Origin of the sequence: Pseudomonas sp. LB-090624, from assembly GCF_003205205.1 — a bacterium.
Taxonomy (GTDB): domain Bacteria; phylum Pseudomonadota; class Gammaproteobacteria; order Pseudomonadales; family Pseudomonadaceae; genus Aquipseudomonas.
The window spans coordinates 365,507-380,481 of record NZ_QJRL01000003.1 but is presented as its reverse complement, the minus strand read 5'-3'; the positions used below and the strand labels follow the sequence as shown (position 1 = coordinate 380,481).

The following is a 14,975-nucleotide window of genomic DNA, read 5'->3' as shown; positions in this document are numbered from 1 at the left end:
CTATGTGATTTCTCGCATGGCCACTTGTGATGCTGATAATCTTTTTGACTATCAGTCCGTACTCACAAGCACCCACACGAATTGCTTGATTCGATTTGTTAAAGAGCGTTTGGTTAAGAGCTTTTCGCCTCAACCGAGGCGCGCATTCTACGCTTTCCTCATTTGCTGTCAAGCGTTTATTTTGAAGTTTTTTGCGAGAAACTCGTTTAGCTTCAAACACTTGACTCGCTTCGATCTCTCGTAGCGGGAGGCGAATCATACAGCACTTAAAAGCGCTGTCAACCATCATCTCAACCGCTGGCGATCATTCGATCGTAGCCCTTACAGCGCTTTCCGAATCTTCTAACTCATTGAATTTCAAGGAGTTTGTCGTTCCGTTGTCGCTGGAAGTGGGGCGCATTATAAGGGGATTCGAAAGGCCGTCAACCTTTAATTTCAACAAACCTTCAGATCCCTGAAAAAGCAAAGCGGGGAGGCCTGACGGCCTCCCCGCTTTCAATAGACGCTGAAGCCTCTACAGCACACCAGCATCGCGCAAGCGCTGCACCTGGCTCGCATCCAACCCCAGCACTTCCTCCAGCACGAGCTCGGTATGTTCGCCCAGCAGCGGCGGCGCACGACGATACTCCACCGGCGTCTCCGACAAGCGTATCGGGCTGGCCACCTGTGGGACGCTACCCGCCAACGGATGCGGCATCATTACCGCCAAACCACGCGCCACCACCTGAGGGTCCTGGAACATCTGCGCCAGGTCATTGATAGGCCCGCACGGCACCCCGGCCGCCTCCAGCTGGCTCACCCACTCCGCCGTGGTCTTGAACACCGTGGCCTGACGAATCAAAGGAATCAACTCGACCCGATTGGCCACGCGCAACTTATTAGTGGCAAAGCGCGGGTCGTCCGCCCATTGGGGTTGCCCAGCCACCTCGGCGAACTTGCGGAACTGGCTGTCGTTGCCCACGGTAAGAATGAAGTCACCATCCGCCGTCGGGAAATCCTGGTAGGGCACGATATTAGGGTGCGCATTGCCCAGTCGCCGTGGCGCAGTCCCCGTGGTCAGATAGTTCATTGCCTGGTTCGCCAGGCAAGCCACTTGCACATCCAGCAACGCCATGTCGACATGCTGGCCGACGCCAGTCTGATCCCGGTGCGCAAGGGCGGCGAGCATGGCGACCGTCGAATAGAGCCCGGTGAGAATGTCAGTAAGCGCCACCCCCACTTTCACCGGCCCAGCACCATCTTCACCCTCCGGGCGGCCGGTCAGGCTCATCAGCCCACCCAACCCCTGAATCATGAAGTCATAGCCAGCACGCCTGGCATAGGGGCCGGTCTGACCAAAGCCAGTGATGGAGCAATAGATAAGCCGTGGATTGACCGCTTTCAGGCTTGGGTAGTCCAGTCCATACGCTGCCAGCCCCCCCACCTTGAAGTTCTCGATGACGATATCGCACTTTGCCGCCAGCTCGCGCACCAGGCGCTGCCCCTCGGGCTGGGTGAAATCGATGGTCACCGAGCGCTTGTTGCGGTTGGCCGACAGGTAATAGGCGGCCTCACTTGTATTCTCACCCTCGGCATCCTTGAGGAAGGGCGGCCCCCATGAACGCGTGTCGTCGCCGCTGCCCGGGCGCTCGACCTTGATCACGTCAGCACCGAGGTCAGCGAGAATCTGGCCAGACCACGGGCCGGCCAACACGCGCGAAAGGTCCAGCACCCGCAGATGTGAAAGCGCGCCCATGGGCTGGCTCCTTATCAATAGAAGGCCTGGATACCGGTCTGTGCACGCCCCAGGATTAGCGCATGTACGTCATGGGTACCCTCATAGGTGTTGACCACCTCCAGGTTCACCAAGTGACGGGCCACGCCAAATTCGTCGGAGATACCGTTGCCGCCCAGCATGTCACGCGCCATGCGGGCGATATCCAGCGCCTTGCCGCAGGAGTTGCGTTTCATGATCGAAGTGATCTCCACCGCAGCCGTACCTTCGTCCTTCATACGCCCCAGGCGCAGGCAGCCCTGCAGCGCCAGGGTGATTTCGGTCTGCATGTCGGCAAGCTTCTTCTGGATCAGCTGGTTGGCGGCCAGCGGGCGGCCGAACTGCTGACGGTCCAGGGTGTACTGGCGGGCGGTGTGCCAGCAAGCTTCAGCGGCACCTAGCGCCCCCCAGGAAATACCGTAACGAGCCGAGTTCAGGCAGGTGAATGGGCCTTTCAGACCACGCACATCCGGGAATATGTTCTCTTCCGGCACGAATACGTTGTCCATGACGATTTCGCCGGTGATAGAAGCGCGTAGGCCGACCTTGCCGTGAATCGCCGGGGCACTCAGACCTTGCCAGCCCTTCTCCAGGACGAAGCCGCGAATGTCACCCGCATCATCCTTGGCCCAGACAACGAAGACATCGGCGATCGGGCTATTGGTGATCCACATCTTGCTGCCGGTCAAGCGATAGCCACCGTCGACTTTCCTGGCACGGGTAATCATCGAACCCGGGTCGGAGCCATGGTTGGGCTCGGTCAGGCCGAAGCAACCGATCCACTCGCCACTCGCCAGCTTGGGGAGGTACTTCTGCTTTTGTGCCTCTGTGCCAAATTCATTGATCGGCACCATTACCAGCGACGACTGCACGCTCATCATCGATCGATAGCCCGAGTCGATGCGTTCCACTTCACGGGCAATAAGGCCATAGCACACATAGTTCAGGCCACTGCCGCCGTACTGCTCGGGAATGGTAGCCCCCAGCAGGCCGACGTCACCCATCTCGCGGAAGATCGCCGGGTCGGTCTGCTCGTGACGGAACGCTTCGAGCACGCGCGGGGCCAGCTTGTCCTGGGCAAACTGATAAGCGCTGTCACGCACCATGCGCTCTTCTTCAGTGAGCTGCTGATCCAGCAGCAGCGGGTCGATCCAGTTGAAGCTTGCTTTAGCGGCCATGAGCGAAATCCTCGAAATAGGGTGCAGTTTCTCGTGCCTTTGAGCCTAGGCCTGATCGGCCGCCGGGACAAACGAGTATTGCGCACCAACCAGTGATAATTCCTCACTTCGTAGATCGCAAAACCGCCATACTGAAAGCCTTACAAGTGAGGTAGATGTACATGCGCCGCAAGATCCCCAGTACAACTGCCCTGATTTGCTTCGAAGCGGCAGCGCGCCACGAGAGCTTCACGAAGGCTGCTCAGGAGCTTGCGCTGACCCAGGGCGCCGTTTGTCGGCAGATCGGTGGCCTGGAAGCCTTCCTCAATGTGGAACTGTTCCGTCGCTCGCGCCGCGGCGTAAAGCTGACCGAAGCCGGCCTCTCTTACAGCCGCCAGGTCGCCGCCCAACTGGACGCCGTGGAGCGCGATACGCTATCCGTGATGCGCCAGCAGGGCGCCAACGTGATCGAACTGGCAGTGGTGCCCACATTCGGTACCCAATGGCTGCTTCCTCGGCTCAAGGACTTCCAGCAGCGGCACCCCGATGTCACGGTCAACCTCACCAACCGCACTCGGCCATTCCTGTTTGCCGACACCACCTTCGATGCCGCCATCTATTTTGGCGACGCTGACTGGTCCGGCACCCAGTCGCACCGTCTGATGGGGGAAAACCCAGTCCCCGTCTGCAGCCCAGCGCTGCTAGCCGGGCAGAGCACCCTCGAGGCAGAGCGCATCGCCCAGCTACCCCTGCTGCAGCAAAGCACGCGCCCCTACGCCTGGCGACAATGGTTCGCCAGCACAGGCATAAATGTGGAGTGCGACATGACAGGCCCCCGCTATGAACTATTCTCGATGCTCGCCCAAGCAGCCATGCACGAGATGGGCATAGCCCTGATACCGCCGTTCCTGATCCAGCGCGAGTTGCAGGAGGGTAGGTTGGTGGTCGCTAACAGATACGCCCTGACTAGCGACAAGGCCTACTATCTGATGATCCCAGAGCGCAAGGTGGAATCTGCCTCGTTGCGCGCTTTCCGCGACTGGCTGGTAAGCCAAGCCCAGGCGTACAGCGCCCAAGCGTGATCAAGATCGATAACCTGACTCCGTAGTCAATAATTTTAAACACCTACAGATATATGTATCTGTCGCATATACGTAAACTGTTACGTAAGACCAAAAATACCCTTTAACCCTCATGACTGCGCGGCTTTGCGGGTTATTTAGCGACATTCAGCAAGTCGAAAGCGAATTGACCGAAATTTTTTGATTTTTTCTCCTAATCTGCCAATAGCCCATGATTGACGGGCTGCAGCCATGTAGCTGCGACACGCGGTCACAGGGTGACTTGTAGTTTTGACTTCGTTTCGCTCCAGAACCGGTTGAAGGCCCCTGGCTTCGTCTGCAAAATGCTTCGCCCGCCCGGGATCCGGCGGGATGGCGCTCCACTGCCGCCCCAGCACACCATCCGCAGTGCGCTGGCTTTTACAAAGACAAAAGGTCACCGCAGGAGAAATAGTCGTGCACATTGGTGTTCCTCTCGAGACGCAGACCGGTGAGACAAGGGTCGCTGCGACCCCCGAAACCATCAAGAAACTGATTGGCCAAGGCCATCAGGTCACCGTCCAACGTGGGGCAGGTCTCAACGCCGCCATTCCGGACAGTGCCTATGAGGCCGTGGGTGCTTCCCTGGGGAGCGCAGCCGATGCCTACGGCGCCCAATTGGTCATCAAGGTGGTCGCTCCCAACGACCAGGAACTGGCGCTGATCAACAGCGGCAGCCTTCTGGTGGGCATGCTCAACCCGTTCAACAACGAACTGATCGGCAAGATGGCCGAACGCGGTATTACCGCCTTCGCGCTTGAAGCGGCGCCGCGTACCTCCCGGGCACAGAGCCTGGACGTGCTGTCTTCGCAGGCAAACATCGCGGGTTACAAGGCGGTCTTGCTGGCTGCGCATCACTACCCACGCTTCATGCCCATGCTGATGACCGCCGCCGGCACCGTTAAGGCTGCGCGCGTGCTGATCCTGGGCGCAGGCGTTGCCGGCCTGCAGGCCATCGCTACGGCCAAGCGCCTGGGTGCGGTGATAGAAGCGTCCGACGTACGTCCGGCAGTGAAGGAGCAGATCGAGTCGCTGGGCGCCAAGTTCATCGACGTGCCCTACGAAACCGACGAGGAGCGCGAATGCGCCGAGGGCGTCGGCGGCTACGCCCGCCCCATGCCAGCCAGCTGGATGCAACGCCAGGCCCAGGCCGTCCACGAGCGCGCCAAGCAGGCCGATATCGTCATCACCACCGCGCTGATCCCCGGGCGCAAAGCGCCGACCCTGCTTAGCGCCGATACCGTGGCGCAGATGAAGCCGGGCTCGGTGGTCATCGACCTGGCTGCAGCCCAAGGCGGCAACTGCCCGCTGACCGTCGCGGACCAAGTGGTGCAGGCAAATGGCGTGACCATCGTTGGGCCGACCAATTTGCCAGCCCAGGTAGGCGCCGATGCCTCGGCCTTGTATGCACGCAACCTACTGGACTTCATGAAGCTGCTGTTCGACAAGGACGGCGCACTGGTCATCAACCTCGAAGACGACATCGTCGCGGCCTGCCTGATGTGCCGCGATGGGCAGGTCGTCCGCAAGAACGGCTAAGGAGCACGACAATGGAAGACATGCTGATTTCCCATGGCATCTACAACCTGATCATCTTCGTGCTGGCCATCTATGTGGGCTACCACGTGGTGTGGAACGTGACCCCGGCGCTGCACACACCGCTGATGGCAGTCACCAACGCCATCTCGGCCATCGTCATCGTCGGCGCCATGCTCGCTGCGGCCCTGACCGTGACCCCGGCCGGCAAGCTGATGGGCACCCTGGCGGTGGCACTGGCGGCGGTCAACGTGTTTGGTGGCTTCCTGGTCACACGCCGGATGCTTGAAATGTTCAAGAAGAAAACCAAGAACGAGGCGCAGAAGTAAGCATGAGCATGAATCTGGTAACGCTCCTCTACCTCGTCGCCTCGGTATGCTTCATCCAGGCGCTCAAGGGCCTGTCGCACCCGACCACCTCGCGGCGCGGTAACCTGTTCGGCATGATCGGCATGGGCCTGGCCATCCTCACCACGGTGGGCCTCATCTATAAGCTGGGGGCTGAGCTTGCCACCGCCGGCATCGGCTACGTCATCGTCGGCCTGCTGGTCGGCGGCACCGCCGGTTCTATCATGGCCAAGCGCGTCGAGATGACCAAGATGCCCGAGCTGGTCGCCTTCATGCACAGCATGATCGGCCTGGCCGCGGTATTCATCGCCATTGCAGCCGTGCTCGAGCCGCAGTCGATGGGCATCGTCGCTTCCATCAGTGACCCGATCCCCACCGGTAACCGCCTGGAGCTGTTCCTCGGCGCAGCCATTGGTGCCATTACCTTCTCGGGTTCGGTGATCGCCTTTGGCAAGCTGTCGGGCAAGTACAAGTTCCGCCTGTTCCAGGGTGCACCGGTACAGTTCGCTGGCCAGCACAAGTTGAACCTGATCCTGGGCCTGACCACCATCGCCCTGGGCCTGCTGTTCACCTTCACGGGTCACTACAGTGCCTTCACCCTGATGCTGGTCCTGGCCTTCATCATGGGCGTGCTGATCATTATCCCGATCGGCGGCGCCGACATGCCGGTGGTGGTATCGATGCTCAACAGCTACTCGGGCTGGGCAGCGGCCGGTATCGGTTTCTCGCTGAACAACTCGATGCTGATCATTGCGGGTTCCCTGGTAGGTTCGTCCGGTGCCATCCTCTCGTACATCATGTGCAAGGCGATGAACCGGTCGTTCTTCAACGTCATCCTCGGCGGCTTTGGCGGCGATACCGACGCCGGCGCGGCGCAAGGTTCACAAGAGCAGCGCCCGGTGAAGTCCGGGTCGGCCGACGACGCCACCTTCCTGCTGAGCAACGCCGACAGCGTGATCATCGTCCCTGGCTACGGCCTGGCGGTCGCTCGCGCCCAGCACGCTCTGAAGGAGCTTACCGAGAAGCTGACCCACAACGGTGTGACCGTTAAATACGCGATCCACCCGGTGGCGGGGCGTATGCCCGGGCACATGAACGTACTGCTGGCCGAAGCCGAGGTGCCGTATGACCAGGTGTTCGAGATGGAAGACATCAACGCCGAGTTCGGCCAGGCTGACGTGGTATTGGTGTTGGGCGCCAACGACGTGGTAAACCCGGCGGCGAAGAACGATCCAAAGTCGCCGATCGCCGGCATGCCAATCCTCGAAGCGTTCAAGGCCAAGACCATCATCGTCAACAAACGCTCGATGGCCAGCGGCTATGCAGGCCTGGACAACGAGTTGTTCTACCTGGACAAGACCATGATGGTGTTCGGTGACGCCAAGAAGGTCATTGAGGACATGGTCAAGGCAGTGGAGTAAAACCTCTCTGCAAACCAGCTGATATAAAGGAAGCCCCGGTCAGAATCTGCCGGGGCTTTTCTTTTATTGATCCGGATCAACGGCTCTATTTCGTGGCTTCTCATACGACCATGGTCGCGGGACGGCAATGGGCGAAATCTCTAGACTGCGCGGCAGTAGTTTCAGTAGCCCGAGATAACAATCCATGTACCGTGATCGTATCCGCTTGTCCTCCCTGCACAGCAAGGTAATGAGTGCGGCTGATGCCGCTGGTCTGATCGAGGACGGCATGACCGTCGGCATGAGCGGTTTCACTCGCGCCGGCGAAGCCAAGGCCGTACCGCATGCACTGGCCGAACGTGCCAAGCAGTCGCCACTGAAAATCAGCCTGATGACCGGCGCCAGCCTGGGTAACGACCTCGACAAGCAGCTGACCGAGGCCGGTGTATTGGCCCGCCGCATGCCGTTCCAGGTCGACAGCACCCTGCGCAAGGCCATCAACGACGGCCAAGTGATGTTCATCGACCAGCACCTGTCGGAAACCGTCGAGCAGCTGCGCAACCAGCAGCTGAAGCTGCCTGACATCGCGGTCATCGAAGCGGTGGCCATCACCGAGCAGGGCCACATCGTGCCAACCACTTCGGTGGGCAACTCGGCCAGCTTCGCGATCTTCGCCAAGCAAGTAATTGTCGAGATCAACCTCTCGCACAATACCAACCTCGAGGGGCTGCACGACATCTATATCCCGACCTACCGCCCGACCCGCACGCCTATCCCGCTGGTCAAGGTCGACGACCGCATCGGCAGCACCGCCATCCCGATCGACCCGGCCAAGATCGTCGGTATCGTCATCAGCGACCAGCCGGACTCACCGTCCACCGTACTGCCGCCGGATGACGAAACCCAGGGCATCGCCGACCACCTGATCAACTTCCTCAAGAAAGAAGTGGCCGCCGGCCGCATGACCAACAAGCTCGGCCCGCTGCAGGCCGGTATCGGCAGCATCGCCAACGCAGTAATGTGCGGCTTGATCGAGTCCCCCTTCGAAGACCTGACCATGTACTCCGAGGTACTGCAGGACTCCACCTTCGACCTGATCGACGCCGGCAAGCTGAGCTTCGCATCGGGCAGCTCGATCACCCTGTCGACACGCCGCAACGCCGATGTCTTCGGCAACCTGGAGCGTTACAAGGACAAGCTGGTATTGCGCCCGCAGGAAATTTCCAATCACCCGGAAGTCGTGCGCCGCTTAGGCATCATCGGTATCAACACCGCGCTGGAGTTCGATATCTACGGCAACGTCAACTCCACCCACGTGTGCGGCACCCGAATGATGAACGGCATCGGTGGTTCGGGTGACTTCGCCCGCAATGCCCACTTGGCGGTGTTCGTCACCAAATCGATTGCCAAGGGCGGTGCGATTTCCAGCGTGGTGCCAATGGTCAGCCATGTCGACCACACCGAGCACGACGTGGACATCCTGGTCACCGAGCAAGGCCTGGCTGACCTGCGTGGCCTGGCGCCTCGCGAGCGCGCACGGGCAATCATCGACAATTGTGTGCACCCAGACTATCGCGCTGCGCTGAACGATTACTTCGATCGCGCCTGCCAGCGTGGCGGGCATACCCCACACATTCTGCGCGAAGCCTTGAGCTGGCACGAAAACCTGGAAGAAACCGGGCGCATGCTGGCGAGCTGATACAGTTGTAGTGCGGAACGCCGGCCCTGCTCCCGGCGTTCCGGCCTCTTCGCGGGCCTATTCACGAATGGGCACCAGCAGCCACTCTTTCTATAAACACACGTTGCGAACAAAAACCTGAATAATCTGTTCTACTGTACCGGTTAATCCTCCTCACACCCCCTAAAAATTTCGTTTGCTGAACAGCAATGCACCAAAAGAGTGCCGACCAGTACAGTTACGCCTATTTCGAGTGCAACAGTAGGATTACACAGTTAACTGAGCCATCGTCTTTCAACAGAACTGTATCTACTGTTATGGACAAGAGGGGAGGATCATTGGCATCAGTTAAATCACTACCTAATCCCGCCATAAGCGGAAGGATGAAGCATCATGGAACGTACCCTCAGTTCCGGTCTGGTTTTTGAAAGCAACGCCCAGCAATCCAACGCCTCGCTGCCGCTGCGCGCTCTGTCGACCCTGCTGCTGTGGCAGCGCCGTATGGCCAGCCGCCGTCAACTGGCTCGCCTGGACGCCCGCCTGCTGGCCGACGCCGGTATCAGCGAGTCGCAGCGTTACGAAGAGCTGAGCAAGCCTTTCTGGCGCTAAGCACCGGCTTGCCGGCTGCGGCCGGCACCGCGAATTCCTAAAACCCGTTGCAGGACACTGCAACGGGTTTTTTGTTTCCAGGCCGCATGCCAGAGCTTCTGGGCCAGCAACATGCACAGTTTTGGGAAAACCAAAACATAGCGGTACAGTTTGTTGGTGCGCTGTTCATTAACTACCGCAAACACTGGCGCGTGATACGCTTGGCTTAACAGCTTGGTTTAAACCACTGTCAAAAGTACCGCGATGCGCTGTGCAAGCGTCCGATAGACAGAACCACCCGCCCATAGTCCAGGAGTCCACCATCATGTCCCGTAAATACCTGATTGGCGCCGCCCTGATGCTGAGCCTGGCCGGCACCGCAAGCGCCACCAGCTTCGTTGTCACCACTGACGCTGTCGTAGGCGCAGTAGCTGCGTCCACCGATGCCACTTCCGATGTTTCCTCCTCCTTCCGTGACGACAAGATCGTCCAGGCTGCCCGTGACGACGCCGCCAGCTTCGTTGGCAGCCAGGGCGACATCCGCGGCGCCAAGCTGGAAAGCGCATTCCTGCACATCCGCTCGCAGATGCCAGCCCTGCAGGCCAGCGACGCACAACTGGCCCAGGCCATCCTGGCACTCTGACCCGGTCTGAATAAAGCAGCTGTGCTGGTCACCACCAGCACAGCCGTACCCGGCACTGCCGCTACTGTCTCCAGCCGTCTATAGAGCCCATGCGTTATCTGTTGTCTCTGCTGCTTTCCCTCGCCTGCGTGGCTAGCGCCCATGCCATGGACACCAGCACGCAAGGTCTGGTGATTACCGGCTACGTTACCAGCCAGGTCACCTCCGCCCCGTTCGACCGCAAGCTGGTCCGCCAGGCACGTGACGATGCTGCGGCGTTCGTTGCCAGCGAGGGCCTGATTCGTGGAGCGCGCCTTGAAGCCGCTCTGGAATCATTACGCCACAATTGCACACGGCATGCCGTCGGCGACCTGGAACTGGCACAGGCAATTCTCGTCCAATAACTACCCCTGACTCCCTGTATTTTTCGGAGATGCTCCATGCGTAAACCGCTGATTGCCGCTACCCTCGGCATGCTGCTGCTGGCTGACCTGGCCCAGGCACAGACTCTGGTGGCCACCAGCAACATCATCGTGCGTGCCTTTGGCCGCTCGATCGACTTCACCTCGGACACCACTACTTCGATCCGCGACTCCAAAGTGGTACGTGAGGCCCATGACGACGCCGCCAGTTTCGTCGCCAGCGACGGGGATATCCGCGGCGCGCAACTCGAGGCCGCTTTCAACACTCTACGCGAGCGCGTACCGCAAGCGCGCGGCGCCAGCGACCAGGTACTGGCCGAAGCCATCCTCGCACTGTGAAGCGCATACGCGCCTGGCTGCTCGGCTGCGCCTTGACGTTGCTCGGCACGCCCGCCTTGGCCGACCTGCAGCTTGAGCTGCAGGCGTCCGGCCTCGACCCGCAACAAACCCAAGCTACCCAGGCCTTGCTCGACGAGGCCATGGGCAAGCTGCCCCCACGCTTCAAACAACAGCTGGACCGCCGCGTGCGGGTCAGCTGGAGTGACAACATGCCGGCCGACGCCTATGGCCAGGCCTCGCTAGTGTCCACCCTTGAGCTTAACCGCCGCCTGCTCCCCAGCCTCACCGACGGCAGCGCCGCCCGTGAGCGCACCAGCCGCCCGCATGGCACAGTGCGCGAGGAGTTGCTGGCCACCGTGTTGCACGAGCTCACCCATATCTATGACCGTGCCCGCCTGTGGCCAAGCGCCGAAAAGTCGCTGATCGCCCGCTGCAAACGCCAGCAAGGCACGCTGGGCAAGGTCGGTCTGCCAGAGGAATGCCGTGGCCAGGCAGAGCGCCGCTTCACCCTCAGCGACGACCCACGCCTGCTCGACCTGGCAGGCTGGCAGCAGTACGTCGGCCGGCGCGGCGAGCGTGAGCAGCACAACGGCCAGTTCGTGCGCAGCCCCGACAGCTACGAGTTGAGCAGCCCCAAGGAATACATCGCGGTCAATATGGAGTATTTCCTCCTCGACCCGAGCTATGGCTGCCGCCGCCCGGCACTGAACCAGTACCTGCGCGAACACTTCGGCTGGGTACCGCAACAGGACACCTGTGCCAAGGGCCTGCCGTTCATCAACGCCGGCAGCGACTTTGCCCGCCAACCGCTGGGCGAGATCGACCCCGAACGGGTCTATGAAGTGGATTACCTGCTGGCCGAGGCCAACCAGAACCTGGTCAGCCGCTGGGGCCACAGCATGCTCCGCCTGGTCATCTGCAAGCCGGGCCGCCCTCGCGGGCCGGATTGCCGCCTGGACCTCGACCAGAGCCTGGTGCTGTCGTACCGCGCCTTCGTCAACGACGTGCAACTGTCCAGCTGGGATGGCCTGGTCGGCGTTTACCCATCGCGGTTGTTCGTACTGCCGCTGGGTCAGGTGATCGACGAATACACCAAGACCGAACTGCGCAGCCTGGCGTCGGTCCCATTGAAGCTCAACCGCGAAGAAATCGAGAACCTGGTGCGCCAGGCTGCGGAGATGCACTGGAGCTATGACGGTAACTACTGGTTCCTGTCCAACAACTGTGCGGTGGAATCGCTGAAGCTGCTGCGCAGCGGCACCGCCAACCCACAGCTGAACGACCTCGACAGCATCATGCCGAACGGCTTGCTGGCCGTGCTCAAGGGCAGGGGGCTGGCCGATACCAGCGTGCTCGACAACCCGCGCGAGGCGCTGCGCCTGGGTTACCGTTTTGACTCCTACCGCGAGCGCTACCAGGCCATGTTCGAGGTGCTGCGCAAGCAATTGCCGATCGAACAGGCACAAGTGGAGGACTGGCTGGCCCTGGATGCCGAACAACGCCGGCCATGGTTCGCCAAGGCCGACCTGCGCACCAGCGCTGCCTTGTTGCTGCTCGAACAGGCCAGCTTGCGACGGCAACTGCTGCTGGCCCAGGACGAGGTCAAGCAACGCTACCTGAACGCCGCCGCGCTGAAGGACGGCAGTATCAACAAGGCCGATTCGACGCTCAAGCAGATGCTCGCCAACAGCGGTTTTCTCAGCCGGCCGGCAGAGTTGCTGGATGCCAAGGGCTACGGCCTGCCACAGTTGGAGGAGCGCAAGCACCTGGAGCAGGAGAGCACCGAGCGGCAGGCACAGCTGTTGCGCTTGAGTACCAGCCTGGACAAAGAGGTAAGGGCGCTGCTGGAGCCTTCGCGGGCCAAAGCAATTGCTGCGGTCGAGGCTAACGTGAAGCAGATCGGCGAGCATCTGCGAGCGCTGCACAAGGCCGCGGGCGGCCTGCAATTATGATGACTGGGGCATCGAACCTGTCGCGCCGCAAGGCCGCTCCTATGACGCCTCTCCAGCGTCCGAAGGCAAGCCCTCGTCCAGTTGCAACCAAGGCAACCGGCTAGCCACCCAGATATGCCGGTTGGCCCGCACCCGCTCCGGGTGGTCAAGCGTGGCCACCGTTACATCGATCGTCTCGGGGCTGTGGGTGGTCACCAGCGCCACATGCGCCCCACACCGCCCACAGAAGAAGCGGCTGCAACTGGCCGGCGCCAGATAGCAGCTGGGCTCACCCGCCAGCCACTGGAAGCCAGAGCGGGGCAGGGTGAGCCATGTCACCACCAGCCCGCCGCTAACCCGCCGGCAAATCGAGCAATGGCAGTGGGCGATGTCCGTCAGGTCACCCTCCAGCCGATAACGCAAGGCGCCACAATGGCAGCCGCCTTCGGTTACATCCCGCATCACCTACCTCTCGTCGCCTTTGCATTGGCGAAAGCTGGCTGAAAGCTTGCCCTCATAGGATAGGCCCACCACCGGCACCAGACCGGTCAGCCAGGGCACCCGGTAAAAACCGCGCCCGGCCCAATCAACAACAACAATGGTGATTCTGATGTATTCCTGTGCCCGCCTTCCTGCAGTTCCCCTCCGCATGCTCCCCGCGCAGCGCCATACGCGCTGATCCGCCCGAATCGACGTTCCTTTCGTAGCGCCACGCCTGGAGTATTGCCATGCTGACCTTCCTCGGCTTTGCCATGGTCATCACCTTCATGTACCTGATCATGACCAAGCGCCTGTCGGCCTTGATCGCGTTGATCCTGGTACCGATCCTGTTCGCCCTGTTCGGTGGTTTTTCCGCCAAGATCGGCCCGATGATGCTCGAGGGCATCAGCAAGCTTGCGCCAACCGGCGTGATGCTGATGTTCGCCATCCTGTACTTTGCCCTGATGATCGACTCCGGCCTGTTCGACCCGGCCGTGCGCAAGATCCTCAAGCTGGTCAAGGGTGACCCGCTCAAAGTGTCGGTCGGTACCGCCGTGCTGGCCTTGGTGGTCTCGCTCGACGGTGACGGCGCCACCACCTACATGATCTGCTGCGCCGCCATGCTGCCGATGTACAGCCGCCTGGGCATGAGCCCGCGGATCATGGCCGGCCTGATCATCCTCGCCGGTGGCGTGATGAACATGACCCCGTGGGGTGGCCCGACCGCCCGTGCCGCCAGCGCCTTGCATGTCGACCCGTCGGACATCTTCGTGCCGATGATCCCGGCCATGCTGTTCGGCGTGCTGGCGATCCTGGCCATTGCCTATATGTACGGCAAGCGCGAGCGTGTCCGCCTTGGCGAGCTGCACCTGCCTACCGACGACATCGACCATAGCGAAGTCAGCGTGTCGCAGTACCCGGAAGCGCGCCGGCCCAAGCTGCTGTACTTCAACGGCGCGCTCACCGCCGCCCTGATGGTCGCCCTCATCGCCGGCGTATTGCCGCTGCCGGTGTTGTTCATGATCGCCTTCAGCATCGCCATGATCGTCAACTATCCGTGCCTGCAGCAACAGAAGGACCGCATCGCCGCCCACGCCGGCAGCGTGCTGGCCGTGACCGGGCTGATCTTTGCCGCCGGCATCTTCACCGGCATCCTGTCGGGTACCGGCATGGTCGATGCCATGTCCAAGAGCCTGCTGGCGGTAATCCCCGAGGCCCTGGGCCCGTACCTGGCAGTCATCACCGCGATCGTGAGCATGCCGTTCACATTCTTCATGTCCAACGACGCGTTCTACTATGGCGTGCTGCCGGTGCTCGCCGAAGCCGCCAGCCACTACGGTATCAGCCCGGTCGAAATGGCCCGAGCATCGATCGTCGGCCAGCCGGTACACCTGCTGAGCCCGCTGGTGCCTTCCACTTACCTGCTGGTGGCCCTGGCCGGTATCGAATTCGGCGATCATCAACGCTTCACCCTGAAGTGGGCAGTGCTGGTCTGCCTGTGCATAATGTTCGCCGCGCTGCTGATGGGCATTTTCCCGTTGTTCAGTAGTCTTTAATAAGTACGAATTACCCTACCGCGACGCGCCCTTGGTTTGGGCCCGTCGCCTTTACCGTTCAAAGGA

At 61.0% G+C, this 14,975-nt stretch carries 15 protein-coding genes; 11 read left to right on the top strand and 4 right to left on the bottom strand.

Annotated elements, in window-relative coordinates; all coding sequences use genetic code 11:
- The 3 genes from DMX11_RS26105 to DMX11_RS05655 form a co-directional block, all read right to left on the bottom strand.
- A partial coding sequence (locus DMX11_RS26105; RefSeq protein ID WP_218278942.1) for a hypothetical protein occupies positions 1-220 on the bottom strand: 220 nt, incomplete at its 3' end.
- 294 nt (positions 221-514) lie between these two features.
- On the bottom strand, positions 515-1,735 hold the full coding sequence (locus tag DMX11_RS05660; RefSeq protein ID WP_110743592.1) for a CaiB/BaiF CoA-transferase family protein: 1,221 nt from the start codon (positions 1,733-1,735) through the stop codon (positions 515-517).
- 14 nt (positions 1,736-1,749) lie between these two features.
- Positions 1,750-2,931 (bottom strand): acyl-CoA dehydrogenase, encoded by a 1,182-nt coding sequence (locus DMX11_RS05655; protein ID WP_110743591.1) that lies wholly within the window; start codon positions 2,929-2,931, stop codon positions 1,750-1,752.
- A 161-nt stretch (positions 2,932-3,092) separates the two neighbouring features.
- Here DMX11_RS05655 and DMX11_RS05650 point away from each other — a divergent pair, with 161 nt between their 5' ends.
- The 10 genes from DMX11_RS05650 to DMX11_RS05605 all read left to right on the top strand — a co-directional run bounded on the left by DMX11_RS05650 (position 3,093) and on the right by DMX11_RS05605 (position 12,894).
- Positions 3,093-3,992: a LysR family transcriptional regulator gene (locus tag DMX11_RS05650; RefSeq protein ID WP_110743611.1), complete on the top strand. Its 900-nt coding sequence runs from the start codon at positions 3,093-3,095 to the stop codon at positions 3,990-3,992.
- Between the two features lie 435 nt (positions 3,993-4,427).
- A complete protein-coding gene (locus tag DMX11_RS05645) occupies positions 4,428-5,549 on the top strand; it encodes a Re/Si-specific NAD(P)(+) transhydrogenase subunit alpha (RefSeq protein ID WP_110743590.1) in 1,122 nt (373 codons plus the stop codon).
- 11 nt (positions 5,550-5,560) lie between these two features.
- Positions 5,561-5,875, top strand: coding sequence for an NAD(P) transhydrogenase subunit alpha (locus DMX11_RS05640; protein ID WP_003256966.1), 315 nt, complete (start codon positions 5,561-5,563; stop codon positions 5,873-5,875).
- Between the two features lie 2 nt (positions 5,876-5,877).
- Positions 5,878-7,314 (top strand): NAD(P)(+) transhydrogenase (Re/Si-specific) subunit beta, encoded by a 1,437-nt coding sequence (locus tag DMX11_RS05635; RefSeq protein WP_110743589.1) that lies wholly within the window; start codon positions 5,878-5,880, stop codon positions 7,312-7,314.
- 184 nt (positions 7,315-7,498) lie between these two features.
- Positions 7,499-8,992 (top strand): acetyl-CoA hydrolase/transferase family protein, encoded by a 1,494-nt coding sequence (locus DMX11_RS05630; RefSeq protein ID WP_110743588.1) that lies wholly within the window; start codon positions 7,499-7,501, stop codon positions 8,990-8,992.
- A 372-nt stretch (positions 8,993-9,364) separates the two neighbouring features.
- Positions 9,365-9,580, top strand: coding sequence for a DUF1127 domain-containing protein (locus DMX11_RS05625; protein WP_003256968.1), 216 nt, complete (start codon positions 9,365-9,367; stop codon positions 9,578-9,580).
- Positions 9,581-9,884: 304 nt separating this feature from the next.
- Complete coding sequence (locus tag DMX11_RS05620; RefSeq protein WP_110743587.1) at positions 9,885-10,202, top strand: DUF2388 domain-containing protein; 318 nt, start codon at positions 9,885-9,887, stop codon at positions 10,200-10,202.
- 89 nt (positions 10,203-10,291) lie between these two features.
- Positions 10,292-10,585 carry a DUF2388 domain-containing protein gene (locus tag DMX11_RS05615; RefSeq protein ID WP_110743586.1) on the top strand — a complete coding sequence of 98 codons (294 nt, stop codon included), beginning with the start codon at positions 10,292-10,294 and terminating at the stop codon, positions 10,583-10,585.
- Between the two features lie 36 nt (positions 10,586-10,621).
- Positions 10,622-10,942, top strand: coding sequence for a DUF2388 domain-containing protein (locus DMX11_RS05610; protein ID WP_110743585.1), 321 nt, complete (start codon positions 10,622-10,624; stop codon positions 10,940-10,942).
- Positions 10,939-12,894 carry a DUF4105 domain-containing protein gene (locus tag DMX11_RS05605; RefSeq protein ID WP_110743584.1) on the top strand — a complete coding sequence of 652 codons (1,956 nt, stop codon included), beginning with the start codon at positions 10,939-10,941 and terminating at the stop codon, positions 12,892-12,894. Before DMX11_RS05610 ends, DMX11_RS05605 begins: the two co-directional genes overlap by 4 nt.
- A gap of 39 nt (positions 12,895-12,933) precedes the next feature.
- Here DMX11_RS05605 and DMX11_RS05600 read toward each other — a convergent pair whose 3' ends face one another.
- Positions 12,934-13,335 (bottom strand): GFA family protein, encoded by a 402-nt coding sequence (locus tag DMX11_RS05600; protein WP_110743583.1) that lies wholly within the window; start codon positions 13,333-13,335, stop codon positions 12,934-12,936.
- 266 nt (positions 13,336-13,601) lie between these two features.
- On the opposite strand from DMX11_RS05600, the gene DMX11_RS05595 reads away from it, so the two are divergent.
- Positions 13,602-14,909, top strand: coding sequence for a CitMHS family transporter (locus DMX11_RS05595; protein ID WP_110743582.1), 1,308 nt, complete (start codon positions 13,602-13,604; stop codon positions 14,907-14,909).
- Positions 14,910-14,975 lie beyond the last annotated feature (66 nt).